The sequence below is a fragment of the Algoriphagus sp. AK58 genome, from assembly GCF_014324365.1.
Classification (GTDB): Bacteria; Bacteroidota; Bacteroidia; order Cytophagales; family Cyclobacteriaceae; genus Algoriphagus.
This window is the reverse complement of record NZ_QEIG01000005.1, coordinates 209,447-231,813: the sequence shown is the minus strand read 5'-3', so window position 1 is coordinate 231,813 and position 22,367 is coordinate 209,447. Positions and strand designations below refer to the sequence as shown.

Genomic DNA, 22,367 nt, shown 5'->3' with positions numbered 1-22,367 from the left:
TTCACACACCTGTTATTTCTCGAAACTTAGCACTTTGTCTTTGGCTTAAGTCTATTTTATGACCTGATTTCAAGATGATTAAAAGCGTACTGTTAAAGTACGGCTCGATATTTTCCACATAATCCAAGTTAAACATATACTGTCGGTTGGCCCTGAAAAAAAGCTCTTCCGGCAGCTTCTGTTCCAAATAGGTTAGGGATTTATGAAGGAGAGGCTTTTGATTTTCATAATAGACCCGTACATAATTTCCTTCGCTTTCCAGAAGGAAGATCTTCGAAATTGGCACGAAATGGCACTTTTCCCCATCCTTTATAAAAATCCGTTTATCAGCACTCAACCGTTCTTCTGAACTTTCTCCTCCTGATGCAGAAGAACTTTTGGATCTAAATCGCTGAATGGCTTCCGAAAGACGTTTGGGATTGATTGGCTTAAGCAAATAATCCAAGGCATTGACCTCAAATGCCTTGATGGCATACTGATCATATGCTGTCACAAAAATAACCTCTTTGACTTCCTCCAAACTTTCCAAAAAGCCAAACCCATCTTTTCCGGGCATATTGATATCCAAAAAAATCAAATCCGGCTTAAATTCATTACACTCTTTAATGGCCTGGTCAACTCGATCACAAGCTCCTATGATCTCCAAATCCTCAAATGGTGATAAAAGAACTTTAAGTTCTTCGAGTGCCAACAATTCATCATCGACTAAATAAACCCTCTTTTTCATCTTGTCATAGGATAGGTAATTGTAGCTTTTACTAGTTGGTTTCCCAAATTATCCAGGTAAAAAGCAGATGTTTCCGGAAAGATATTTTGAAGTCTTTTCTGAAGGTTGTTTAATCCGATTCCGAGATTAAAACCTTCTTCCAATTGTCCAGAATTCACTACTTCCAAACAAACTTTTTGGCCTTTGATTTTACTTTCGATTTTGATTTTTCCTCCTTCGGGAAGTTTGGTGATGCCATGTTTGATGGCATTTTCAGCCAAGGTCAAAACCATTGCTGGAGGAACTTTTTGCTGTAGCGTTTCTTCTTGAACCAATATTTCTACCTCCAGCCTTTTTCCAAAGCGGATTTTCTCTAATTCCAGATACTTGATCACCTCATTGATTTCATCATTGACCGTGATCAATGGGGCTTTTTCGTAATTCAGGGAGAATCTGAGCAACTCGGAGAGTTTGATAATGGCATCTCTGGACTTCTCCTGATCGATCAAAACAAGCGCCTTGATGCTGTTGAGTGCATTGAAAAGAAAATGGGGATTCAGTTGAATTTTCAAAAGCTCCAATTCGGCTGATTTGGCGACATTCTCCAACATGAGTTTTTGTTCGCTGATTTCTGAATTTCGCTTAAGAATGTGATACAGATAGTAAATAATGATCCATACCAGCACATAGCGTCCCAAATTCATCACTTGACCAAAAAAAGAAATCAATGTCTGCTTGGTCTTCAGGGCATTAAAATCAATGAACACATATGGGAAATACAATAAAAATGCCATCAGCAAGGCAATGATCAGTGTGTCAAAAAATGCTTTGATCCAGATTCGGGAAAGGCTCCTCTCAAAGACTTTCTGCTGGATAAAAACCGATTTGTATCCGTGAGAAACAAAAAGGCCGACCAAGGAATAAAACACAAACTGTTTGAAAAAATCCCATTCAAATACCCCGTGAATAAAAAAGGTGTAATTGATTGTCTCCACAAAGACAATCGAACTCCATCCCAGAATCTGTAGCAGCCAGTATAACTGTGTTTTACTCAAGGCGGATCTATTTCTCATCTCAAAGGCGAAATTGAATTATTCGAGGACAGGTTCGACTTGATATCCCGCTTTCCTAAGTAAGGAAATCACACCCATTTCCCCACCAAGATGCCCTGCACCAACTGCTACAAATAGACTTTCATCCTCCATTCCCTGTTCCAATCTTTTAATCCAAGACTGATTCCTTTGGTCAAGCATGAGTTCACGATAATCCTTGATCATTCCTTCCGAATTCATGGTATGATATAAGGCTTCCACATCCTGAGAGAGGTATGTTTTAATCATCTTCTGAAAATCCTCATCACCCGAATTATCTGAAATCATATTAATCATTTCCTGAATCTGAACAGAAAAGGGTATCTGATCAAAAATTCCAATTTGAATCTCAACGGTCTCCAATCCTATGATTTGCTTTCTGTCTTCTATTGCCTTGGCAGTAAAAAAGCTCTCGTAGCTCTCTACTTCTGTGCAGGAAATTGATTTAATCAAGGCCATAGAACTGAGCACAAAAGGCTTTAGAATACCCAATTGAGCCAAGCCAGCTCCATAATTTTGAATAAAAAAGGCGTCTATGATTTTGGCATCCTCCTCCCTCATATCCAACTGAATATTTTTCATCCCCGGATTGAGAGACAGCTGCTGCATTTTAGAATTCAATTGGGGATCACTCAAATCCAACTCCATGACCAAACTTTTACTTTCTTGAAAAGCTTTTAGAATTTGATCATTCATAAAAAAATCATCCTTACAAATCAGGTGAATCGTTCCAAAAAGGTAGGAGTCTTGGTTCAGTCCATTTCCTGATATACGCCAAAGAAGAGAACTGTCCTGAGCAAATCCCTTCACCGTTAAGATCAGAACTAACAGAAAACTCAGTGTAATTTTTTTAGAAATCCCCTTGGACATGGAAATGGAATTGAAACTTTTCAGAAAGATCGGATTAAAACCCATACTACAGGCATTGGACTCCATCAATGCAGTATTTCATAGATAAATGAAGCATGCTTTACCTGGCTTCCTGTTCATTTAAAATCGATAATTGCCAAAAAAACCTATTACGTCCACTTTGGATTAATTTTCTGAGGGCATCTAATAAAAAATTTTAACTTCCATTCAATTATCCTTCAGACTCATCAACCATGAAATCGAGCAGTCCAAAAGCGTCTCCTAGAGACATTACTATCCGATTTGCATGATCCTCTCAAAACGAGTTCAGGACAAGCGCTGTGGACCCTAAAAAACAATAATAAACCTATGAAAAACCGTCGCGAATTTCTCCAAAAATCAGCACTTGGAATTGCGGGCTTAGTGACTGCCCCTACCTGGCTTCAAGGCGCCCCAGCGCTCATCAAGTCCCTGAATAAACCCAATTCCGTCATCAATGGGGTGCAGATCGGGTGCATCACTTACTCTTATCGATCTATGCCCGACCAAAGTGCCGAGGCTACCCTGAAGTATGTGTTGGATTCGGGAATTTCCTCAATTGAGCTTATGGGCGACCCTGCCGAAAGTTTTGCCGGAATGCCTGCCCCTACGTTCAACCGAATGAGAGTTTTTCAGCTTGGGGGAAAGCAAAGAAGAGGAGAAGAACTCACTGAAGATGAAAAGAAAGAACTAGCCGACCTTCAGGCCCAAAGTGCGGCCTACACCAAAGTAGTAGCCGAATGGAGAGCCAATGCCGACATGAAGAAATTCGAGCAGTTCCGTAAAATGTACAATGATGCCGGAGTAAGCATTTATGCTTTCAAGCCAAGTGCCTTTGGCAAAAATAATTCGGATTTGGAAGTTGCGTATGGCATGAAGGCGGCAAAAGCATTGGGAGCATCCCATGTGACTCTGGAACATCCTTCAGATGATGAGCAAACGCTTCGTTTGGGAAAACTGGGAGAACAGCATGGAATGGCTGTTGGATATCACGGACATGAGCAAGAAACGTTCACTTTTTGGGATACCGCTCTTGCCCAAAGCCCAAAAAATGGACTGAACCTAGATGCGGGCCATTACATCGCGGCAGGTCATAATGATCTGATGCCACTGATTGAAAAGCACCATGCACGAATCTTGAGCATGCATACCAAAGATCGTCAGACTCCAGCCAACGGAAAAGGAAACTTGGCTTGGGGAACCGGTGATACTCCAATCGGTGATATTCTTAAGCTCATGCAAAAAAACAAGTACAAATTCCCGGCGACGATTGAACTGGAATACCAAGTACCTCAAGGATCGGATGCTGTGAAAGAAGTTCAGAAATGTCTGGAATTCTGCCGAAAAGCTTTAGGATAACATCCTCAAAAACGGGTCAATTCGGCCCGTTTTTTTTTTGCATTTTGTAAATCAATGTCCTTTGGGGACCTTCTCTCCCACCCTTAAAGCCAATGGTAGCCGATTTACTTTGGGTGGTATGGGACAGGTAGCAAATGCTGTAAATGCACAGGGAGGATTATAAGAAAAATTGAAATCAATCTCCGTCATTCCGGTTTTATCGGGGTATTTTACGTAGAGATAGCGGCCTGTGGGATAAGTTTCATTCCCACTTGTCGCATCAGAAAAGATGACAAACAACCTCCCAGCCTCATCCAAAGCCGTAAGTTCATAAGTCTCACCGTCTAAGTTGAATTTTAAAATACCCATAACCTTCCATTCGATCACTTGGCCGAGGACATTTGGAATCTCCATGGTTTCGTTGAATTTTGGTTCAAAAAAAGCCTTTACCCGGAATATTGGATTGTAGTCAAAAACAGGAATTCCTTCAAATTTCCCCAGTCCGGGATGTGTTAAATCCCTTAAGCGCACAGCAAATTGTCCGCCTCTCTCGATTACCGTCCACTTCCAATGATCAAAATAGATTCCGCCTTTTCCATATTCTGCGGGATAAACCAATTTGTTGAAAGGGGGTTGAAGATTTGACTTTTTAGCCAACTTAGCGTTGAATTCAAACCATGCCGAGTCCGGGGAGAACCGGAACACACCGATATTATTTTTCCCGGGTCTATCCGAAAGGGCCAGGCTATCCGCTGAAATCTGATTTAAAAAGGAATTTTGTCCATTATACCACATTAAGCCAACCAGATTGATCCAACCATCCTCTGAGGTCAATTCGGTAACTCTTCCCCTTTTCCAGTTTTCAAATTCTTTAACCTGTGCATTGGTTTCCTCAATGAGAATAAGAAAAACAAGAAACCCGGAAAGAAAATATTTCATCTAATTAACAGGAAATCAAATCGCTAGGTAGAAGGTACGAATACTGAGAATGATAATCAAAATACCTACGGCTATCATCAAATACTTTGGCTTGACTAGTTTGCAAATGTAAGCCGCAAAAGGTGCCGCGATAATTCCCCCTAGTATTAAGCCCAGCACAGGAGCCAAACTGAGTTCTTTGACAAAGAACAAAAAGGTCGATGCACTAGCCAAGGAAACAAAAAATTCAACAAAGTTCCCCGTACCTATGGCATATCGGGCAATTTTTCCTTTGCTCAGGAGTGTACTGTTGACAATGGGCCCCCAACCTCCTCCTCCTACTGCATCAGCAAAACCACCGGCGGTAGCCAGCACTGGAATCGATCTGCTCTCTCGATTGAATTTCTGAATGTGCTTCTTTCTTACCTTTTTCAAAATTACAATTCCCATTACAAACAGGTAAACCGCAATCACAGGCTTCACCACATTCGGATCTAAACTGGAAAGAAGAAAAGCACCTAAAATGGAGCCCAACACCCCAGGTAACAAGAGTCTTTTTGCCAATTTCCAATCCACATTTCCCATTTTCCAATGGGAAATTCCGGAAGCCAAACTGGTAAATACTTGGGCAAAATGAACCCAAGCAGAGGCTGTGGCCGGAGGAATTCCTATCCCCAACAAAATGGAATTGGAACTCACCCCATAGGCCATTCCTAAAGCTCCATCAATACTTTGGGCTACAAATCCAACCAGTAAAAACCATAGAAACATTTCTGTATCGATCTCCCAAGACTGAATAGATTCGGTCAAGGTCTGAGTCACCAATAATGCGAACATGACCGCCGCAAAGGCAAAAAACATAGACCAAAATGGCTCTGTTCGGAATCTAATCAGGAGTTTTTCCATGAATAAAAGAGGAATAGGCAGGTTGAGACCTCCAAATGTAAGTGAAAAAAAATTATTCCCTACAAAAAAGGTAGGTTTTATAGAAGTAGTATTTTTTTTTCGAACAGGTATACAGAAATCATCCAGCAGCTTAGACCATAGGTAAGCTTACCGAGCAAAGGCAACGTCCTGCTCTTCTTGGGGAGTCTATCTTGACTGAATAGAAAGCATTCAGCCCAAAATCAGAGAAACGGTGGTCAACAGGAAAAGAAGCCATTAAACAGTTTTCCATTTCCTGAAAATACGGCTGCTACCTTAATATTTTTTTCAGATTCTTAAGCCTATCCAAAGCTTGCTCCAACTCAACGCCTTCTTTGGCAAAGCAAAAGCGAATGATCTTATCGTCCTTTTTGTCAGAATAAAAGACCGAGATTGGAATACAAGCCACTTTCAATTCCCTGGTCATTCGCTCAGCTAAAAGACGATCCGATACGGAAGATAGGTGTCCATAAGAAACCAACTGGAAAAAACTGCCTGGGGAAGGAGTAAATTCAAACTCTGTTTTTGCCAATCCCTTAACAAACAAATCTCTTTTCTTTTGATAAAAGTCAGGGATGCTCAAATACCGCTCAGGCACCTCGAGATACTCTGCCAATGCATATTGAATTGGAGTCACCGTGCTGAACGTAACGTATTGATGAATTTTTCGAAACTCTGAAGACAATTCCTCAGAAGCAATACAATACCCAATTTTCCATCCCGTGACATGGAATGTTTTTCCAAAAGAGCCACAGACAAAAGTCTTTTCTCTTAAAACAGGATGAGCGCCAAGGGAAAGATGAACTCTACCATCAAAAGTAATATGCTCATAGACCTCGTCACTAATGACATAGATTCCGGTCTTTTCCACCAAATCGGCAAGCTGATTCACGTCTTCTACCGTCCAGACATATCCGCTGGGATTATGAGGTGAATTGACCATGATCGCCCTTGTTTTAGGGCTTATAGCGTCTTTCACTTTTTGCCAGTCGACCGAAAAATCCCCTGAATTCAAAGAAACATACACAGGTATTCCTCCATTTAAGGTGATGGCTGGTTCGTAACTGTCGTAAGCCGGTTCCAAAACAAGCACCTCATCCCCTTTTCTTACAACGGCAGTCACGGCCGAAAAAATAGCTTCAGTCGCTCCCGATACAATGGTTACTTCCGTTTCCGGATTGGGAAAATAACCCTGAGTCAAACCTGTTTTTTTAGCCAAAATATCCTTCAAAGCAGGAATACCGGACATCGGGGCATATTGATTAAATCCTCCTTTGGTGTATTTGGCAACCATCTCAAGCAATACCGGGTCGGATCCAAAACCGGGAAAACCCTGGGAAAGATTGATGGCCCCCTCATCTGTTGCCATTTTGGACATGATGGTGAAGATGGTAGTTCCGATATGAGGCAGTTTAGAAACTAATGTCATGTAAACAGTTTGGCTAGAATTTACAGTATTGAATAAAAGAAATTTTTATGATTTGTGTGAAAAAGAAAAAGCCGCAGATTTATCCGCGGCTTGATCAAAGTTTGACGAATTCCGATTAGTTCATTTTCTCGGTTGAAGCCTGTGCCAGTGCCTTTCCTCTTTCGAGACTTTCCATGCCTGCTGTTTTCAGCCTTTTACCCAGATCCTCACCTGCTTTTTGAAGTTCTCCCAAAAGCTTTGAAAGCTTTTCTTTTTGAGGACCTAGCTTTTCGCGGTTTTGATAGATCAAGGCTCCAGCTACTACTCCGGCAGCTAGACCACCGATCCAAAGTGCAAGTTTTGTTTTTGAAGTGTTCATGTGGTTTTTGTTTGTGGTGGTTAAACTAAACTATCCTAAACTAACTCAAATTCCCCGGTTGTAATCCCGGAATCCATAACTCATTTATGGCTTGAGTTACATCAGAGTGCACGCAAACAAGTGATTAGAGTTGTGTAAATCCGGTATTTTTTTGTAAAAATCTGTTAATTTTCTGAAGATAATCCGATTTACAAATGGATAAACAAAGATCGGAAGTAGTTCAATTTTGCGCTCTTGTTCTGAGTTTTAGTTCATTAGTTAATTCATTTTTATCTCATGAAAAGTTTAGAATTCCATACCTCTCTTGGAAAATTTGATTTCAACCATTGGCATTTTCACTTTCCTGTGCCTGATCAAATCGCCCTACAGATGATGGATCAGCAACATAGAAGAGTTTTGATATGGATCGATGGACATGGCCCCTATCAGATGGCTTTGATGAAGGCCAAAGAAACATGGTACATTCTTATCAATCAGGAGTTGAGAAAGAAGCATCAGCTAGCTTTGGAAAAATCGATACTTCTCCGGATTGAGCGCGATCACAGCGAATTTGGTCATGAGGTTCCCGAGGAATTTCAGGTACTTTTGGACCAAGATGAAGAAGGAAATGGGTACTTCAGGAAGCTTACACCGGGAAAGCAGAGAAGCTTAATCTATTTAGTGACAAAAGTGAAAAACCCTGAGTCCAGAATGAAAAAATCCCTTGCCATCCTGCATCATCTCAAATCAGCTTCCGGAAAATTGGACTTCAAGCAGCTCAATGAATGGATCAAACATTACAATAATCTGTAGCGTTTTTTACTTTAGTGCAGTCTTAATGGTAAAACTCAGCTTTAACCTTAAAATCGATGAAAACCAACTTTCTAATCCTATTATTTTTCAGTCTTTTCCTGTTCTCTTGTTCCTTGAATTCAGAGGAAGATCCCTTGAATGTCTATCGGGAAATTGCCTATAATTCTTTGAATAGCACCGAAAAAGCGACTGTTATTGGGGATTGGAAAAACGCAGAGGTCTCAGCCTGGTTAGATGGAAATTATTTGGTGGTTTTTCAGACTACAGATGCGGCGACACGTGGTCCTATTCGAGTGGTAGTGGATCCTGATACTGGACGTGTGGTGGAAAAATTACCCAGATAAAATGCAAAAAGAGGGCAGTTTGCCCTCTTTTTTATTCCGATTTTGCCAAGTTCAACTTTTCGATTCTCGCCTTCTTATTCTGCTTTTTCTTAGGACGGCTCGCTCCGAATGACCCGCGGTTAATCTTTCCTTTCTTGGATTTCATGTCTCCTTTACCCATAGTTTTTCAGATTTAAGTTAACAATGCACTAAATTAAAAAAGTGGAAAAAATGAGTCAAATCAATCTTGAATTGGGCCAAAATATCTTAGCTACTTTTTTATTTTTAGGCAATCATACAATGGAAAATACAAGAGTTATACTTCCTGAAATCAACTGTGACCTAGGAGAAGGAGTCCCTGGAGAAGAATTTATTTTCCCCTTGATCGATACAGCAAGCGTGGCTTGTGGAGGTCATTTTGGTTCAGAAGAATCCGTTAAAAAAACATTGGAGCTTGCCAAAAAATTTGGAAAGAAAGCTGGTGCGCACCCTTCATATCCAGATCGGGAAAATTTTGGAAGGAAATCCATGGTTATCCATAAAGATGATTTAGCAAAAAGTCTTGAAGAACAGATCTCGTTCTTTCTCCACGTTTCCAATACCCTTGGAATGGAATTCGACCACATCAAATTCCACGGAGCGCTGTACAACGATGCGGCAAAAGATGATCAATTAGCCGATTTTCTGACTGATTTTATTCTAAAAAGGTGGCCTAAAGTTCCTGTTTTTGTTCCCCCGCATTCCCGTATGGAGGAATATGCCTTGAAAAAGGGGCTACCTCACCGACTGGAAATATTCGGTGACCGTGCCTACTTGGAGAATTACCAACTCGCTCCAAGAACGCAGGAAGGGTCTCTCCTGACCAATAAAGAGAATATTGACAGCCATCTTAAATTCATCCTTTTTGAATCACAAATAAAAACTGTGGATGGAAAATTCATTCCTGTCAAAGCCGATACTCTTTGTTTCCATGGAGACAATCCAGGAATACTAGAATTCCTTTCTTACCTACGCAAAACCTATTGGACTTGAGACCCCACTACATGGAAATCACTCCCCTGATGGGTGAGTTGGTCTGGAATGAAGCTCCTAATGATGAACTTCTTTCCTGGCAAATAGGGTACATGGATTTCCTTAAAAAGAATTGGTCAGAAAAAATCAAGGAATTCCGGCAGGGATTTACCCGAATTAGTGTGGTTTGGAAAAAAGAATTATTCCAAATAGAATTCAAAAATTCCCTTTCGGAAACTCAACTTAAACCGCTTCCACTACCTGAGGACGTTTGGGAAATCCCAGTTTGCTATCATGAAGAATTTGCTCCTGACCTGATTCTACTGGCTGAACAAAAGAAATTAACCCCGAGTCAATTTATTGAACTACATTCCTGTGTCCTATATCGTATCCATTTTTTCGGTTTTCTACCAGGTTTCTTTTACCTCAATGGACTACCGGAAATCCTACATACGCCCAGAAAATCAGTGCCCATACTTTCTGTTCCCAGGGGTTCGGTAGCAATAGGTGGAGGCCAAACCGGTATTTATCCCGGAGAAAGTCCGGGGGGCTGGCACATCATTGGGCGTACTCCAATCTCCCTTTTTGACCCAGTCACTGATCCGCCTGTTTGGGCACAACCCGGAGACCGCATCAAATTCCGAGCGATCCGTTTAGAGGAATTCAAAAATTGGCCGGATATTAAACCGATTAGCTCTCGAAAATGAATAAGGAAATGGCAACAGCTAGAATCCTCCAAACCGGACCGGGAACTTCTATTCAGGATTTGGGGAGAATGGTTGGATCAAAATATGGCATTCCTACCTCTGGGGTCATGGACCCAAAAAGCTATCATTGGGTAAACCATGTTCTTCAAAATGACCCCAACGATGCTGTTTTGGAAGTTTCACAGCCAGGGCTGAAGATTCATTTTGATGCCCCGACACTACTTTCACTTGCAGGAGCCAAAGCCAAGGTTATGGTGAATCAGAGAGAAATCTCTAATCCAAGCATGATCGCCATCCAACCAGGGGACATACTCGAGATTGGCCAAATCTTTATTGGAAGGTATGTTTACCTGGGAATAAAGTCTGGTTTTCAGACTAAAATAACTCTCGGTTCCAGAAGCTATTTCAGTCCGGTGACAGGCGAGTCTATGGTAAAAAAACATGAGGATCTCCCCTTCCAAAGTTTGCGTTCATCCAGCTCTTCTCTTTCAAGGTCAAAACCAAAATGGAAAACGGAATGGTTTGAAAAACAAGAGCTTGAGGCATATCCTGGACCTGATTGGAATTTGCTCGACAGAAATACACAATTTAGGATCACAAATGGAATATTTCACCTTTCCAAACTTTCCAACCGAATGGGAATTCAGTTGGAAGAACTCATAGATAATAGGCTTCCAGAACTACCTACTAATCCTGTATTTCCTGGCACGGTCCAACTGACTCCCGGAGGCAAATTGTTGATCTTAATGCGTGACGCAGGAGTCACTGGAGGCTATCCACGAATCCTTCAACTCGATGAGGATTCTATATCCCATCTGGCCCAAAAAAATTGCGGAGAACCTATCCGATTTCGAATGAAGGATTTTTAAGCACATTTTCAGCTTGTTAACAAGAATTCTTTCTGAAGAATTTGAGGATTAGGTTTTGCCCATTAACTTGAACAAAACCATTTTCAACTCCTAACAACATGGATTCTGTCATTTTCGAAAAAGTCAAAGATCAGGGTATGAACCCTGAAACAGTCGCCCAACAAATTGAAAATTTTAAAAACGGCTTTCCTTTTCTCAAAATCATCGCTCCAGCTACTCCGGGAAATGGAATTAAAGTTCTGGGTGATGAAGAACTGGCCCATTATCAATCCATTTATTCTCAGATAGCCACCCAAAAAGAGGTAGTGAAATTTGTGCCTGCGTCGGGCGCTGCATCAAGGATGTTTAAGGATCTCTTCTCATTTCTGGAAGGTAACGGAGATTTAGAAAAAAGCCCATTTACCAAAAAGTTTATCCAAAACATAGAAAAATTCGCATTCTACGAGGATCTGGACTTGTACCTCCAATCACAGGGAACAGGGATCAATGCATGTTTGGAAAAAGGAGATTACAAAAAAATCGTTTCTGGATTGCTTTCAGAGGAAGGCCTTGGATACGGATCTCTCCCAAAAGGACTTTTGAGATTTCATCGATACAGCACTGAAAATCGAACACCCGCACACGAACACCTCATCGAAGGGGTACAGTATGCAGTGGGAAAGGGAAATACGGTCAAAATTCATTTCACGGTATCACCCGAGCACGAAGAAAAATTCAAGTCCGAAATTGCTGCAGTACTACCTGAAATCAAGGGCGAAACTGGTTTAGAATTCGACATAAGCTACTCTCAGCAGAAAAAATCCACTGACACCATTGCGGTGAATATGGACAATACACCATTTGAGGAAGAGGATGGTAGCCTTTTGTTTCGACCTGCAGGACATGGAGCTCTGCTGGAAAACCTGAATGATATCAAAGCCGATCTCATTTTTATCAAAAACATCGACAATGTGGTTCCTGACCGTCTTAAACCAACCACCAAGGAGTTTAAGATGGCAATTGCCGGATTGCTTTTGGAAGCGCAAGGACGAATATTCGATGCCATCAGGGGTTTGGATGAAAATATTTCCCATCAGTCAGTCGCAGAAGCAGCACAAGTTTATAGTGAAATTTTGGGTGGTAAAATCCCCACTACAGAATCCGCCCAATCGCTTCATGAACTGGCCCGATACCTCAAGGATAAGTTAAACCGGCCCATCCGAGTCTGCGGAATGGTGAAAAATACCGGTGAACCGGGAGGCGGTCCATTCTGGATCGAAGAAAAAGACGGGTCACACTCTTTGCAGATTTTGGAAACCGCTCAAATCGACTTGAATGAACCAAGTTCAAAAGCTCAAATGATGGCTTCTACCCACTTCAATCCGGTGGATTTGGTATGTGGTACCAAAGACTATCATGGGTATAACTTCGATTTGCTAAAATTTCGAGACATGCAGACAGGATTTATTACCGAAAAATCAAAAAGTGGAAGAGATCTGAAGGCTTTGGAATTGCCTGGGCTTTGGAATGGGGCCATGGCTGGCTGGAATACGCTTTTTGTCGAAGTACCACTGATCACTTTCAATCCTGTGAAAACCGTCAATGATCTGTTGAGAGAAGAACATCAGGGATAAAATGGTCAATTACCAAACCCATTGATCAATTTTCAGAGATGGCATTTCATTCTTTGAAAATTGATCATGGGTAATTACTTGCTTATCCTTTTAAAAAATCCCTTTTTCCAACTGCTCTTTAAGATAAGCTTTCATTTCTTCTCCTTCTTCCACTTTAACTTCGCCGGGAAGCCCTAAAATAAACCTTGCCAATCCGGGTAAGTGAGGGATTTCACCTTGGAAATAATATTGGTTTCGGTTTTTGATCTGCATGAATGGCCGCGCATTGGGATGCTCTTCGAGCATAAGTTGGTAGGCCTTTTTACTTAGTTTGAGTTTGACGGCATATTTTCCCTTTCCTGTAAAACCAAAGAGCGATTGTTCGGGCAATTCATGTTTGGGTTCAAATCTCCAGGCATCCGAACTGACCACGACTTCCCCTATCCTCTCGATTTTAAACATCTTCATGCTTTTGCTTTCTACCTCCAAAGCATAAATATTCTCATAATCAGAAGTAAAGCCCACAGGTTCCACCAATCGATCGGAAACAGTGTCACTGCTGAGAGAGTAATAATCTTTAAGCCAAATCTGCTTTTTTTGGGAAATTCCCTGACTTATCAGATCTACCTGTCTACCCAAATTAGCCTTAAAAAGTTGCTCACTCCCCTGCTTCACCTCAGATTTGAGCTGGAGCTTTTGCAAAATGGAGTCCTTAAGCAGGTTTCCTTTCCCCTGTGTTTCGATCAGGCCTTTTAGCCATTGATTCTCTTCAGAGGAAAAGGTACTATAGGTCGAGGCACTGGGAAGGTATTCAGGTCTTTCCTGAATTTTATACTTGCTAAATTCTTTCACCACCACAAATCCCAAAGCTTCTAGGAGCTTGAAATACCGATAGATCGTACGTTCATCCGTCTCCAGCAGTTCGGCCAGTCGATGAACAGGCTTTCCTATATTTCCCTGAAGAAGGTTGATCAATTTGAAAACGCGAAGAATCTTTTGCTGTTCTATTTGTCCGGATGGTGTCATAAGTCGTGACGATAAGTGTCTAAAAGTAGGAATATGAGCGCTATTTTAAGAAATCATTGACGCATATTGTCGGAAAAGTCAACTCACTTATTTTGACTTTGGTTGGAGGTTCATGTCTTTTGACTTGGACTATTCTCCTATTTTTACCTCATGAGATTACAGAAGCTGAATCAGGTCAAGCCAAAAACCTTAGCATTTTTAGCAGGTTCAGCATTTCTTTTTCTGTATTGGTGGTTTGGATATGACGGGATCACTTTCTCAGATGATGTATATTATTTGATTGCGGGAAAGCGGTTTTGGGAAGGAACGATGACAGTCAATTCCTATCACTTTTCTTCCCGATGGGGAGCGTATGTCCCGGCTGGATTAGTTGGAAAAATTTTAGGATTCGAACCACATAGGATCTCTCTGATCTCATTGCTCAGTTATGCTGCATCACTTTGGATGCTGATCAAAGTTCTTCCCGAAAAAAGTAATCCTTGGATTTTGGTTTTATGGTTCTCTACCCAAGTTTATTTCCTGCATTTTTTGACCAAAGTCTATCCTGATTCCCTGTTGGTTTTCTGGACGGTCTTAGTTCCATTTTCGGCTTATTTTAGAAAAAGCAAGCCTTTTTTAGCGGCTTTAGGTGTGGTTATGGGATTATTCTTTGGTTTCCTAACCAAGGAAACCATCGTATTTTTGGCGCCACTCCCCATCATTCTTTTTTTTATTGACAGGGTCAATCCGTCTTTCTCAAGCAAATTTTACTTGTATCTGACCTCCTTGGCAATCGTGACTACAGTCGTTTATCTAGGCTATTTTTGGGTAAGTTTTGGAGATCCTTTCTATCGGATTTCTTCCATCAACTCAGGGCATTATATCTCAGAGTTTACCTATGCAGATAAAGGATTAAGGGCGATCTTGAGAAGATTAAGCTACCTCCCGATTATCACTTTTGTTGAAAGAGGTTACTGGCCATGGATCGTTTTTGGATTGGCTGGAATTTGGAAGATTAGGGAACAGAGATATTCCTCGCCAATCTTGGAGTATGCCTGTGCAAGTATTTTGATCCTCACTGGATTTTGGGTGATGAGCTCTACTTTGGAGTTTTATAATCCCATCTACCTCAATCCGCGCCACTTGATCCTACTTGTCCCTATCCTGTCATTTTTAATTGCTGTAGGTTGGAAAAGATGGACAGATGATCCCATTCTAAAAAAGTGGATACTTGTATTATTTTTTATTGGAATCAGCATAAGTGCTGTCCAGCAAGACTTGAAAATGCTGGGTTTTCAGGGTCTTATCATTGTATGGATCCTGTCAGCTAAGCTTCCTTTTCGAAACTTGCTCCTCACCGGCACTTTGCTTTTTCCTACGGTATTTGCCATTCGATATCAAAAAGATCTTAAGAACTACTCAGGTTTAATTGAAACATTAAACAAAATCAACCTATCAAATGATAATCAAGATATTATTTTAACTAATAGTTTTATCAATTTCAGTAAAGAAGTCCTTCTCCCTTCTGATACTAATTCTCAATCCAGATTGATCTCTATAGAAAAGACAGATTCAGTTTTAGGACTTCAACCGGAGAAATTACAAGTGTTGCTTCACTTTTACCATCAGCACGCCTATCCTGAGGAACAGCAAGAAGTGGATCATTTAGAGGATCGATTAAAAGCAGAATATCAACTGATTGATCAAAAGGAAATTCATCAGATAACGTGGAGAACCTTTATTCGAAAAACAGAGTAAATCCCCCAACCTTCTGAATTAGGATCACTTCAAAGAGAATCTCATTACTGAACTGCCTTTAATCAAACAGTAACTAAGATCAATGTAGGCCAGCTACACTTTGACGGAAATTTAACCTAAATCAGTTAGTTAAACTTTTTTTGAATACACGTTTCCAAATCTGTCTTTAACCTCAATTACCAGATTATCCTTTTGCACTGGCTTGAAGAAAAACATGTGATCATTCAGCTGTGGCTCTACCCAAGTGCGTCTAGCAGGTAAATTAGGTCCGGTATGTAACTCTACACTCCAAGGATCCACAGCCACAATCTTTTCCGGAGAACCTTTTTTCACTCCGTTTTCATACCAAGAAATCTCCCATTCGGGATCGTAGTTCCAACAATTGATAGACATAAATTCCGGGAAATCTTTATGATACCCAACCGGATAAACTCTAAACTGCTCATTGATGTCCAAGCCGGTTCCCTTGTACTTCCAGCGGAGTTCAGATCCTTTTGCTTCGTAGACAGCATAGCCATTGGGTGTTCCGTCATGGCAAATAGGTCCTGACCACCAAGCACCACAGACCGTTCCGTGGCAATGCTCGTACACGTGACCGTTGATCATATTGTCATTGAAGTGAGTGTGGCCTGAGAGAATATGTACGTTGTACCCTTCCAACATTCGGTAGAGGTGCTCCCGATTGCTGACTGTTCCCCCAAGGGGATCACTTTGTGGATAACGTTTCAGATTGCCCGTGACGGTGGGAATGTGCAGAGAAACCACAACGGTTTTTCCTTTTTCGACCGTCATCAGATCTTGCTCCAGCCAAGCCAGCTGCTCCTCAGCCAGGTGGCCGATATAGCGGGTACCTGTACCCAGGTAAAAGACATCATCCAAAACCACATAATGGATCTCTCCACGATTCCAGGAATAGTAGGTCGGACCAAAATGTCCTTTAAATGTGCTTGCAGTCCAAGCATCCGACCGCACGCCAAAGTCCATGTCATGATTGCCAATGACTTGGAAAAAAGGAATATTGTACATCTGCACCGATTGATTGTACTCCTTGAATAGCTCCAGCTTATCAAAAACCAAATCTCCACAGCCTATGCCAAATGCATTGGGGTCATTGAGGGAAGCAAGGGTCCTGACTACATCGGGGGCTGCCACGGTCAATAACTGATTGGCCTCGAATTCATCCTGAATCTGTGTGTCAGAAAGAAGCAAAAAATGGTGATTTGAATCTGGGGAATCAGCTTTTTTCAAGTCAAAGCCTATGGATTGCTCAGTTTTTCCTTTGTCTATAAGTTGAAAAAATGAAGCAGAACCATTGGCAAGCTTCTGAATCTCATATCCTGAAGGGATGGAAACGAACACAAAATCCCTGTCCGAGCCTGAGATCAATTCAAATTCTCCGGCTGAGTTGGTCTGTACCACCAATCGTCCATCCGAAACGGAAACCCCTGCAATTCCTTTCCCACCTGAGCTCACTTTTCCTTTGATTCGGATGGGGAAAAACAGCGTTGGTTGATTGCTGAATGGGAGTTCACGCTGAATCTCAGCCAAAACGGAATCACCAAAACTCAGCCAAGCGGCAGAGGTCAATCCAAGGCTTTTGATAAAATCTCTTCTTTTGAACATGGTACGGGTTGGGGTTTGATGGAGATAGAGTTATTGGTTAATAGTTATTGAGTAATTAGTTATTGAGTCATTGAGAATTGGTCATTGATCTTTGATCTTTGATCATTGCTCAATCTCAATCACCTGACTAGCATATACTTCCCCTTGTTCTCCTTTGACTTGAAAAGTAATTTCGCCCATATTCCAGTCTATCGAGGCCAATCCATAATTTAGCTTAGCGATGAGGTCCCCCACTCTATAAGAATTGGGTTCTTCGGAAATTCTGCTCCAGGTGTGAGTGAGCCCACTGGAGGTGATTTCATAAAGTCCTTTGGGAAATCGGGAATCTTCCAATTTCATAATCTCCGCAATATGCCGGTCCCCACTAAGCAATACCGGTGTTTTGGCTCCAGAATTGGCAATTAAGTTTAGCAATTTTTCTCTTTCCTGAGGGAAATTAGCCCATTTTTCAAACGCATGCTCCGTAGGCAGCATCTGGATACCCGAAACGATTAGGTTGACCTTGGCAGGACTTGACTTGAGTTCATTTTCCAGCCATTTCCACTGATTTTCTCCAAGAATCTCACCAGTAGGATTGATTTGATAGACACGATCCACTCGCTCCAGTGTATCCCTGAAATAACGGGCGTCTAGCAAAATGACTTTTACCAGATTTTCTCCCTGACCAAAGGTATGAGAAGCATAAGCCCCTTCCCTCTTCCTTTCCGGGGCATGGGCTGGCACCCCTAAAAAATCTAACATGATATCGCGGGATTCCTTCTTTTGTGCGAAAAACTTCCCACCATCGTTGATCCCAAAATCATGATCATCCCATATTCCGATGATAGGCGTCGCTGCTTTCAGCGCTTGATAGTCAGGATTGGCATTTTGCCTGCCATACTTTGCCTTTAGGGTATCCATCACCGGAGAATCTCCATAGATATTGTCTCCCATCCAAATCCAAAGGTCTGGCTGATCGGCCATAATCGGCTTCCAAAGCGGCTGTGGAGCATCCTGTCGATTACAGGAACCAAAGGCAATGACCTGAATTGCATTCTCTGTTACTTTTTTACTTTCCTGTCCGAAGGAAAAGAAAGAACACAAACCAAAAATAAAAAGCAGGAGAAGGGTAATTTTTTTCATGATGTCAGTTTTGGCTCCAAAATGCGAAAGGGTGAAGAAAAGTCCATTGCTAATGATCAAATTTCTTAATTTCTTCATACTGCCGGCTAGTTATTCTTCAGAGAATCAGGCTTGCAAAAGCGCACAAGATTTTTGACATTAAGAAATCATAAACTCCTGAAAAGGAATAGCATCGGTCTTGAGGCAGCTGAGCCTCAGGTATTTTTGAAACCCGCTTTCCACTTAAACCACCCATTTTTAAAATCATGAAATGCCCATGAGAAAATGTCTCACACAGGGGGATGATTATAAAAGGGCATTCCATGTGGCAAATGAAAATCAAATTATAAACACATGAAAAGAAAATTTTCAGATCTGCACTGTCACAACCACATGCGTGCACATTTCCACATGCAGGAGAAAGAAAGAAAATTTACGCGAAAAGGAGAATTCAGCCCTTGGACAGTCATTGCCTCCAATTCCAAAAAACAGGATAAAGGAAAAATGGGGGCCAGCTACAGTCAGATTGATCTGGTCAAATGCTGGAATGCCAATCTTCGACTGACATTCAATTCTCTTTATCCCCTAGAGCGGCAGTTTGTACAGGGAATGGACCCGAAAATCACTGAGGATAAATGGTACCATTTTGTGGCGCGAGGCATATTGGGACATTCCGGTATTCGTCGGGATCTACTCCAAACGGCTTACATGAGAATCCCTGATAAGGTGATAGACTATTTTCAGTCTTCGAATTATGATTATTGGGAATCCCTTAATCGGGAAAAAGAGTTTGTGTGGCTTGACTCCGGGAAAAGGATCAAGAAAAACCAAATCCATGTTCCAGGAGCCATTTTGGGAGATCGCAAAGCAGCCGAAAAGAGAGCCAAAGAAGACCCTGATTCCTATGTGGCCGAAAATGCGAGCTACAGGATCCCAAAAAACAGAGCCGAACTTCAAAAATCCCTAGCCGATGACACCGAAATCACCATGGTCATCACTATAGAAGGCGCTCATTCTCTTGGCACAGATCGGGTCAAATCGGTACAGGACATCTCTGACCGGGTACAATTCATCAAGAATGTGTGGGAGTTTCCTGTGTTCTTCCTCACGTTTGCGCACCATTTTGACAATCATCTTTGTGGACATGCCCATTCTATTCCCGGAGCGGGTAAAGTACTGATGAAACAACGCCCGCACATGAATGAGGGATTCAGACGAAATGGCCGACGAATTATAAGGGAGATTTTGGGGCTTAATTTGGCTGGAGAGAGGGATGAATCATTGGGTTACAGAATCCTGATCGATGTCAAGCACATGGCTGCACGTTCACGGATGGAGTTTTATGACTTGGTTAAAAGCTGTTTGGCAAACGGAGATAGAATACCGGTCATTGCTTCCCACTGTGGCTACTCGGGCATAAAAACCTTACAGGATCATATCGATCTGGAGAAAAAAGAAAAAGACGACTATACCGATTCTTCAGGGAAATTCAATGCCTGGAACATCAACCTCTGCGATGAAGACATAGAAATCATCATCAAAACCAGAGGCTTGATCGGACTTTCATTTGATCAGCGTATTCTCGGCATCACTTCCGATGATCTCAAAAAGGATAAAACCCGCGTCCAAAAGCGAAACAGCATTCAGCTGATCTGGGAAAATATAGAAGGCTACGTGAAAAGTGCCTATTCCAATCCAAACCTGACTGATGCTGAAAAATCCCGGATTTGGAAATGTCTGACTATCGGGACAGATTTTGAAGGGCTGATAGATCCCGTTGACCCCTTCCCCACTGCCTTGAGTTTTGAGTTGATGGCCAATCAATTGGTGGAAGAAATAGACCTTGCAAGAAAAGACCTGAAAGCGACTCATTTAGCTCATTTCAGGAGCAAAGCAGAGGTAGAAAAGTGGGTGGATGACTTTTGTTATACCAATGCCGAGGAATTTGTCATGGAGAATTATCCAGTGTAAACAAAGACTCAAGAAGAAAACAGTAGTAAGACGCAAGATCTGAGATACAGGCCAGTCTTATATCTTGCGTCCAGATTCTTACATCTAAATTCCACCCTTCAAAATTTCCAAATACAACTCATTAACTACCACTTCAGCTTTTTTATGAATTGGACTTCCGGTCACCGTGGCCAAATTGATCGCGAGGAAAATGTAGGTCTTCTGCTCAGGAAAATAGTAAAGCTGGCTACCGGCACCCAAACCTCCCCCACTGTGACCAATGGCCTGCTTTCCCCCTAAAGTGGTGAGATCCAATCCCAATCCATACTGTGGAGTTCCTTTTGAATCATTCACCCAGGTTTTCATTTCTGCAAGAGACTCCTGACTGATCAATTCCCCAGATAGGAGTGCTTCCAAAAATCGAATCCCATCGGCTGCGGTGGTAACTAGACCGTCATCCCCAACCATTTTCTTCACATTCTGCTTTTGCAAGTAACTGGAATTTTCTAAAATCCCATTGCTATACCGATCCCAATAGCCATCCACCAAGGCCGACTTTTCCAGATAATCCGGGCTTTCCTGGTAAAAGGTACTTTTGAGCCCCAGTCTCTCGAAGATATTTTCCCGGATAAATTTTGCATGATCTCCGGTAAGGTGATCCATCATCAAAGCAAGGAGAACATAACCGGAATTCCGGTAAGAATACCTGCTCCCAGGCTCAAAATCCGGTTCTTTTCCCTTGATCAACTCCATGTAATCCAAAGGTGTAAAGTCATGTTCGGGATCCTGAAGAAGGACGGTAATGTATTCGGGAAGATAATTGTACTCAGGAATTCCGGAGGTATGATTCAGAAGCATTCTGACAGTCATCTGGTCGGATTTGAGAATCCAACTCGCCAATTCAGTGGGCAAATAGTCAAACACTGGCCGATCGAGATCAATCTTTCCCTGATCTTTCAGGATAAGAATGCTGGCAGCCAAAAAGGTCTTGGAAATGCTTTGCAGGTATTGAAGATTGCACGAGTTCATCGGAGTCAAATCTTCCAATCGGGAAAATCCGGCTGCGGAATACCAAGTTCCTTCACCTGTTTTCACTCCAGCCACAACCCCCGGAATACCCAAATTGACCAAGTCCTCCATCTTCTTCTGCACCCCTGCAAATTGTCGGATGGAGGCCTCCGAATTGGAAGGTTGGCAAGCGGATTGGTTCTGGGCAACTGACAAAAACGGAGTAAAGAGTATCAGGAAAAACCCAACAAATTGATTTAGGATGGTCTTTTTCATTTTATCAGTTTGTTAAAGTGAGTTCGGGTACCCAATTGAAAAATTGTCTCTGGCACCAAAGGAATATCCTGATTAAATCCTTTCAGAAAGACTGGCTGATAGTTGATGAAAGGGCTGGAATAGACACTTTCGGAATAGTCATGAATTCCCAGGCCGATGCCGATCGGGATTGCCAGCATTCCCTTTCCTTTTTTTCCGGCAGCAAGCCATTTTCCCTCTTTTTGGATAAATGATTCACTGGGTCGGAACGCAAGTTTATATCCTACTCCGGCTTTTAGTTCTCCGAAAAACGGATTCCCTAGATAAGGTCTCCAGGCAGTCTGGGTCACTAGGTAGAGCCCGTTGCCCATGGCTTTGTTGCGGATCCAAAAGATTGAAAACTCCTGTATCCAATCGTGATCACCGTTGTGACTGACTTCAGTTCCGATTCCAATCCCCATGTTTTTGAAATTGCTTCCCAGATTTTTGAAAGGAAGGGAAAAGGATTGAAACTGAAGGGTGATGGTAACAGGGAAATTCCTGTAATCAGGCGTCGGACTTTCCTGTGCTACAGCCTTAAAGGATGCAGTCCAGAGGATCAAAAAGAAGATGATTCGTTTTTCCATTTGCTTCGGTTTGTGGAGCAATTTTACTTCAAATCACCACTTGCGATAAAAAAAAGCACCCTTGAATTCCCTGAAGTGCAGCAAAATTAACCCTG

The 22,367-nt window shown here is 41.9% G+C and carries 22 protein-coding genes; 9 read left to right on the top strand and 13 right to left on the bottom strand.

The features are described from left to right. Window position 1: 1 nt before the first annotated feature. The 3 genes from DDT91_RS04735 to DDT91_RS04725 are packed head-to-tail and all read right to left on the bottom strand — an operon-like array spanning window position 2 to window position 2,733. Window positions 2–727, bottom strand: a complete 726-nt coding sequence (locus tag DDT91_RS04735) for a LytTR family DNA-binding domain-containing protein (protein ID WP_187174985.1) — start codon at window positions 725–727, stop codon at window positions 2–4. Continuing rightward, a complete protein-coding gene (locus DDT91_RS04730; protein ID WP_187174984.1) occupies window positions 724–1,779 on the bottom strand; it encodes a sensor histidine kinase in 1,056 nt (351 codons plus the stop codon). Before DDT91_RS04730 ends, DDT91_RS04735 begins: the two co-directional genes overlap by 4 nt. An 18-nt stretch (window positions 1,780–1,797) precedes the next feature. After that, window positions 1,798–2,733 (bottom strand): TraB/GumN family protein, encoded by a 936-nt coding sequence (locus DDT91_RS04725; protein ID WP_255502023.1) that lies wholly within the window; start codon window positions 2,731–2,733, stop codon window positions 1,798–1,800. A gap of 282 nt (window positions 2,734–3,015) precedes the next feature. Here DDT91_RS04725 and DDT91_RS04720 point away from each other — a divergent pair, with 282 nt between their 5' ends. Then, a complete protein-coding gene (locus DDT91_RS04720; RefSeq protein ID WP_187174983.1) occupies window positions 3,016–4,044 on the top strand; it encodes a sugar phosphate isomerase/epimerase in 1,029 nt (342 codons plus the stop codon). Window positions 4,045–4,095: 51 nt separating this feature from the next. On the opposite strand, the gene DDT91_RS04715 is transcribed toward DDT91_RS04720, so the two are convergent. The 4 genes from DDT91_RS04715 to DDT91_RS04700 all read right to left on the bottom strand — a co-directional run bounded on the left by DDT91_RS04715 (window position 4,096) and on the right by DDT91_RS04700 (window position 7,652). Continuing rightward, window positions 4,096–4,962, bottom strand: a complete 867-nt coding sequence (locus DDT91_RS04715) for a DUF1684 domain-containing protein (RefSeq protein ID WP_187174982.1) — start codon at window positions 4,960–4,962, stop codon at window positions 4,096–4,098. 15 nt (window positions 4,963–4,977) lie between these two features. Continuing rightward, a complete protein-coding gene (locus DDT91_RS04710) occupies window positions 4,978–5,847 on the bottom strand; it encodes a sulfite exporter TauE/SafE family protein (RefSeq protein WP_187174981.1) in 870 nt (289 codons plus the stop codon). 289 nt (window positions 5,848–6,136) lie between these two features. Then, the gene (locus tag DDT91_RS04705; RefSeq protein WP_187174980.1) at window positions 6,137–7,294 is read right to left on the bottom strand and encodes a methionine aminotransferase; all 1,158 of its coding nucleotides are present in this window, start codon (window positions 7,292–7,294) and stop codon (window positions 6,137–6,139) included. A 115-nt stretch (window positions 7,295–7,409) separates the two neighbouring features. Continuing rightward, window positions 7,410–7,652 carry a hypothetical protein gene (locus DDT91_RS04700; protein ID WP_187174979.1) on the bottom strand — a complete coding sequence of 81 codons (243 nt, stop codon included), beginning with the start codon at window positions 7,650–7,652 and terminating at the stop codon, window positions 7,410–7,412. Between the two features lie 276 nt (window positions 7,653–7,928). Between DDT91_RS04700 and DDT91_RS04695 the strand changes: the two genes are divergently transcribed. After that, window positions 7,929–8,444 carry a YdeI/OmpD-associated family protein gene (locus tag DDT91_RS04695; RefSeq protein ID WP_187174978.1) on the top strand — a complete coding sequence of 172 codons (516 nt, stop codon included), beginning with the start codon at window positions 7,929–7,931 and terminating at the stop codon, window positions 8,442–8,444. Between the two features lie 56 nt (window positions 8,445–8,500). Then, window positions 8,501–8,788, top strand: a complete 288-nt coding sequence (locus DDT91_RS04690; protein WP_187174977.1) for a hypothetical protein — start codon at window positions 8,501–8,503, stop codon at window positions 8,786–8,788. A 31-nt stretch (window positions 8,789–8,819) separates the two neighbouring features. Here the strand turns inward: DDT91_RS04690 and DDT91_RS04685 are convergent, their stop codons facing one another. Next, on the bottom strand, window positions 8,820–8,948 hold the full coding sequence (locus tag DDT91_RS04685; RefSeq protein WP_187174976.1) for a 30S ribosomal protein THX: 129 nt from the start codon (window positions 8,946–8,948) through the stop codon (window positions 8,820–8,822). A gap of 119 nt (window positions 8,949–9,067) precedes the next feature. Here DDT91_RS04685 and DDT91_RS04680 point away from each other — a divergent pair, with 119 nt between their 5' ends. From DDT91_RS04680 to DDT91_RS04665, 4 genes are all read left to right on the top strand, one after another. Then, window positions 9,068–9,799 carry a LamB/YcsF family protein gene (locus DDT91_RS04680; protein WP_187174975.1) on the top strand — a complete coding sequence of 244 codons (732 nt, stop codon included), beginning with the start codon at window positions 9,068–9,070 and terminating at the stop codon, window positions 9,797–9,799. After that, window positions 9,796–10,485 (top strand): 5-oxoprolinase subunit PxpB, encoded by a 690-nt coding sequence (gene pxpB / locus DDT91_RS04675; protein WP_187174974.1) that lies wholly within the window; start codon window positions 9,796–9,798, stop codon window positions 10,483–10,485. Before DDT91_RS04680 ends, pxpB begins: the two co-directional genes overlap by 4 nt. Before the next feature lie 8 nt (window positions 10,486–10,493). Continuing rightward, window positions 10,494–11,354, top strand: coding sequence for a biotin-dependent carboxyltransferase family protein (locus DDT91_RS04670; RefSeq protein ID WP_187174973.1), 861 nt, complete (start codon window positions 10,494–10,496; stop codon window positions 11,352–11,354). A 98-nt stretch (window positions 11,355–11,452) separates the two neighbouring features. Continuing rightward, a complete protein-coding gene (locus DDT91_RS04665; protein WP_187174972.1) occupies window positions 11,453–12,967 on the top strand; it encodes a DUF4301 family protein in 1,515 nt (504 codons plus the stop codon). A gap of 90 nt (window positions 12,968–13,057) precedes the next feature. Here the strand turns inward: DDT91_RS04665 and DDT91_RS04660 are convergent, their stop codons facing one another. Then, window positions 13,058–13,972 carry a YafY family protein gene (locus DDT91_RS04660; RefSeq protein WP_187174971.1) on the bottom strand — a complete coding sequence of 305 codons (915 nt, stop codon included), beginning with the start codon at window positions 13,970–13,972 and terminating at the stop codon, window positions 13,058–13,060. Window positions 13,973–14,122: 150 nt separating this feature from the next. Between DDT91_RS04660 and DDT91_RS04655 the strand changes: the two genes are divergently transcribed. After that, window positions 14,123–15,709, top strand: a complete 1,587-nt coding sequence (locus DDT91_RS04655; RefSeq protein WP_187174970.1) for a glycosyltransferase family 39 protein — start codon at window positions 14,123–14,125, stop codon at window positions 15,707–15,709. A gap of 129 nt (window positions 15,710–15,838) precedes the next feature. On the opposite strand, the gene DDT91_RS04650 is transcribed toward DDT91_RS04655, so the two are convergent. Both DDT91_RS04650 and DDT91_RS04645 read right to left on the bottom strand, forming a co-directional pair. After that, the gene (locus tag DDT91_RS04650) at window positions 15,839–17,332 is read right to left on the bottom strand and encodes a calcineurin-like phosphoesterase family protein (protein ID WP_187174969.1); all 1,494 of its coding nucleotides are present in this window, start codon (window positions 17,330–17,332) and stop codon (window positions 15,839–15,841) included. 102 nt (window positions 17,333–17,434) lie between these two features. After that, on the bottom strand, window positions 17,435–18,532 hold the full coding sequence (locus DDT91_RS04645; RefSeq protein ID WP_255502021.1) for an alkaline phosphatase D family protein: 1,098 nt from the start codon (window positions 18,530–18,532) through the stop codon (window positions 17,435–17,437). A gap of 255 nt (window positions 18,533–18,787) precedes the next feature. Between DDT91_RS04645 and DDT91_RS04640 the strand changes: the two genes are divergently transcribed. Next, window positions 18,788–20,404, top strand: a complete 1,617-nt coding sequence (locus DDT91_RS04640; RefSeq protein WP_187174968.1) for a hypothetical protein — start codon at window positions 18,788–18,790, stop codon at window positions 20,402–20,404. Between the two features lie 84 nt (window positions 20,405–20,488). On the opposite strand, the gene DDT91_RS04635 is transcribed toward DDT91_RS04640, so the two are convergent. Then, the gene (locus tag DDT91_RS04635) at window positions 20,489–21,667 is read right to left on the bottom strand and encodes a serine hydrolase (RefSeq protein ID WP_187174967.1); all 1,179 of its coding nucleotides are present in this window, start codon (window positions 21,665–21,667) and stop codon (window positions 20,489–20,491) included. Next, window positions 21,664–22,272: a hypothetical protein gene (locus tag DDT91_RS04630; RefSeq protein ID WP_187174966.1), complete on the bottom strand. Its 609-nt coding sequence runs from the start codon at window positions 22,270–22,272 to the stop codon at window positions 21,664–21,666. Before DDT91_RS04630 ends, DDT91_RS04635 begins: the two co-directional genes overlap by 4 nt. Window positions 22,273–22,367 lie beyond the last annotated feature (95 nt).

Excerpts from the sequence above, each read along its gene's own strand:
- DDT91_RS04685 (WP_187174976.1), bottom strand. The coding sequence starts at position 8,948 with ATGGGTAAAGGAGACATGAAATCCAAGAAAGGAAAGATTAACCGCGGG.
- DDT91_RS04655 (WP_187174970.1), top strand. The coding sequence starts at position 14,123 with ATGAGATTACAGAAGCTGAATCAGGTCAAGCCAAAAACCTTAGCATTT.
- DDT91_RS04710 (WP_187174981.1), bottom strand. The coding sequence starts at position 5,847 with ATGGAAAAACTCCTGATTAGATTCCGAACAGAGCCATTTTGGTCTATG.
- DDT91_RS04705 (WP_187174980.1), bottom strand. The coding sequence starts at position 7,294 with ATGACATTAGTTTCTAAACTGCCTCATATCGGAACTACCATCTTCACC.
- DDT91_RS04735 (WP_187174985.1), bottom strand. The coding sequence starts at position 727 with ATGAAAAAGAGGGTTTATTTAGTCGATGATGAATTGTTGGCACTCGAA.
- DDT91_RS04715 (WP_187174982.1), bottom strand. The coding sequence starts at position 4,962 with ATGAAATATTTTCTTTCCGGGTTTCTTGTTTTTCTTATTCTCATTGAG.
- DDT91_RS04690 (WP_187174977.1), top strand. The coding sequence starts at position 8,501 with ATGAAAACCAACTTTCTAATCCTATTATTTTTCAGTCTTTTCCTGTTC.
- DDT91_RS04725 (WP_255502023.1), bottom strand. The coding sequence starts at position 2,733 with ATGGAGTCCAATGCCTGTAGTATGGGTTTTAATCCGATCTTTCTGAAA.
- DDT91_RS04670 (WP_187174973.1), top strand. The coding sequence starts at position 10,494 with ATGGCAACAGCTAGAATCCTCCAAACCGGACCGGGAACTTCTATTCAG.
- DDT91_RS04695 (WP_187174978.1), top strand. The coding sequence starts at position 7,929 with ATGAAAAGTTTAGAATTCCATACCTCTCTTGGAAAATTTGATTTCAAC.
- DDT91_RS04680 (WP_187174975.1), top strand. The coding sequence starts at position 9,068 with ATGGAAAATACAAGAGTTATACTTCCTGAAATCAACTGTGACCTAGGA.
- DDT91_RS04650 (WP_187174969.1), bottom strand. The coding sequence starts at position 17,332 with ATGTTCAAAAGAAGAGATTTTATCAAAAGCCTTGGATTGACCTCTGCC.
- DDT91_RS04630 (WP_187174966.1), bottom strand. The coding sequence starts at position 22,272 with ATGGAAAAACGAATCATCTTCTTTTTGATCCTCTGGACTGCATCCTTT.
- DDT91_RS04660 (WP_187174971.1), bottom strand. The coding sequence starts at position 13,972 with ATGACACCATCCGGACAAATAGAACAGCAAAAGATTCTTCGCGTTTTC.
- DDT91_RS04700 (WP_187174979.1), bottom strand. The coding sequence starts at position 7,652 with ATGAACACTTCAAAAACAAAACTTGCACTTTGGATCGGTGGTCTAGCT.
- DDT91_RS04645 (WP_255502021.1), bottom strand. The coding sequence starts at position 18,532 with ATGAAGAAATTAAGAAATTTGATCATTAGCAATGGACTTTTCTTCACC.
- DDT91_RS04730 (WP_187174984.1), bottom strand. The coding sequence starts at position 1,779 with ATGAGAAATAGATCCGCCTTGAGTAAAACACAGTTATACTGGCTGCTA.
- DDT91_RS04665 (WP_187174972.1), top strand. The coding sequence starts at position 11,453 with ATGGATTCTGTCATTTTCGAAAAAGTCAAAGATCAGGGTATGAACCCT.
- DDT91_RS04640 (WP_187174968.1), top strand. The coding sequence starts at position 18,788 with ATGAAAAGAAAATTTTCAGATCTGCACTGTCACAACCACATGCGTGCA.
- DDT91_RS04635 (WP_187174967.1), bottom strand. The coding sequence starts at position 21,667 with ATGAAAAAGACCATCCTAAATCAATTTGTTGGGTTTTTCCTGATACTC.
- DDT91_RS04720 (WP_187174983.1), top strand. The coding sequence starts at position 3,016 with ATGAAAAACCGTCGCGAATTTCTCCAAAAATCAGCACTTGGAATTGCG.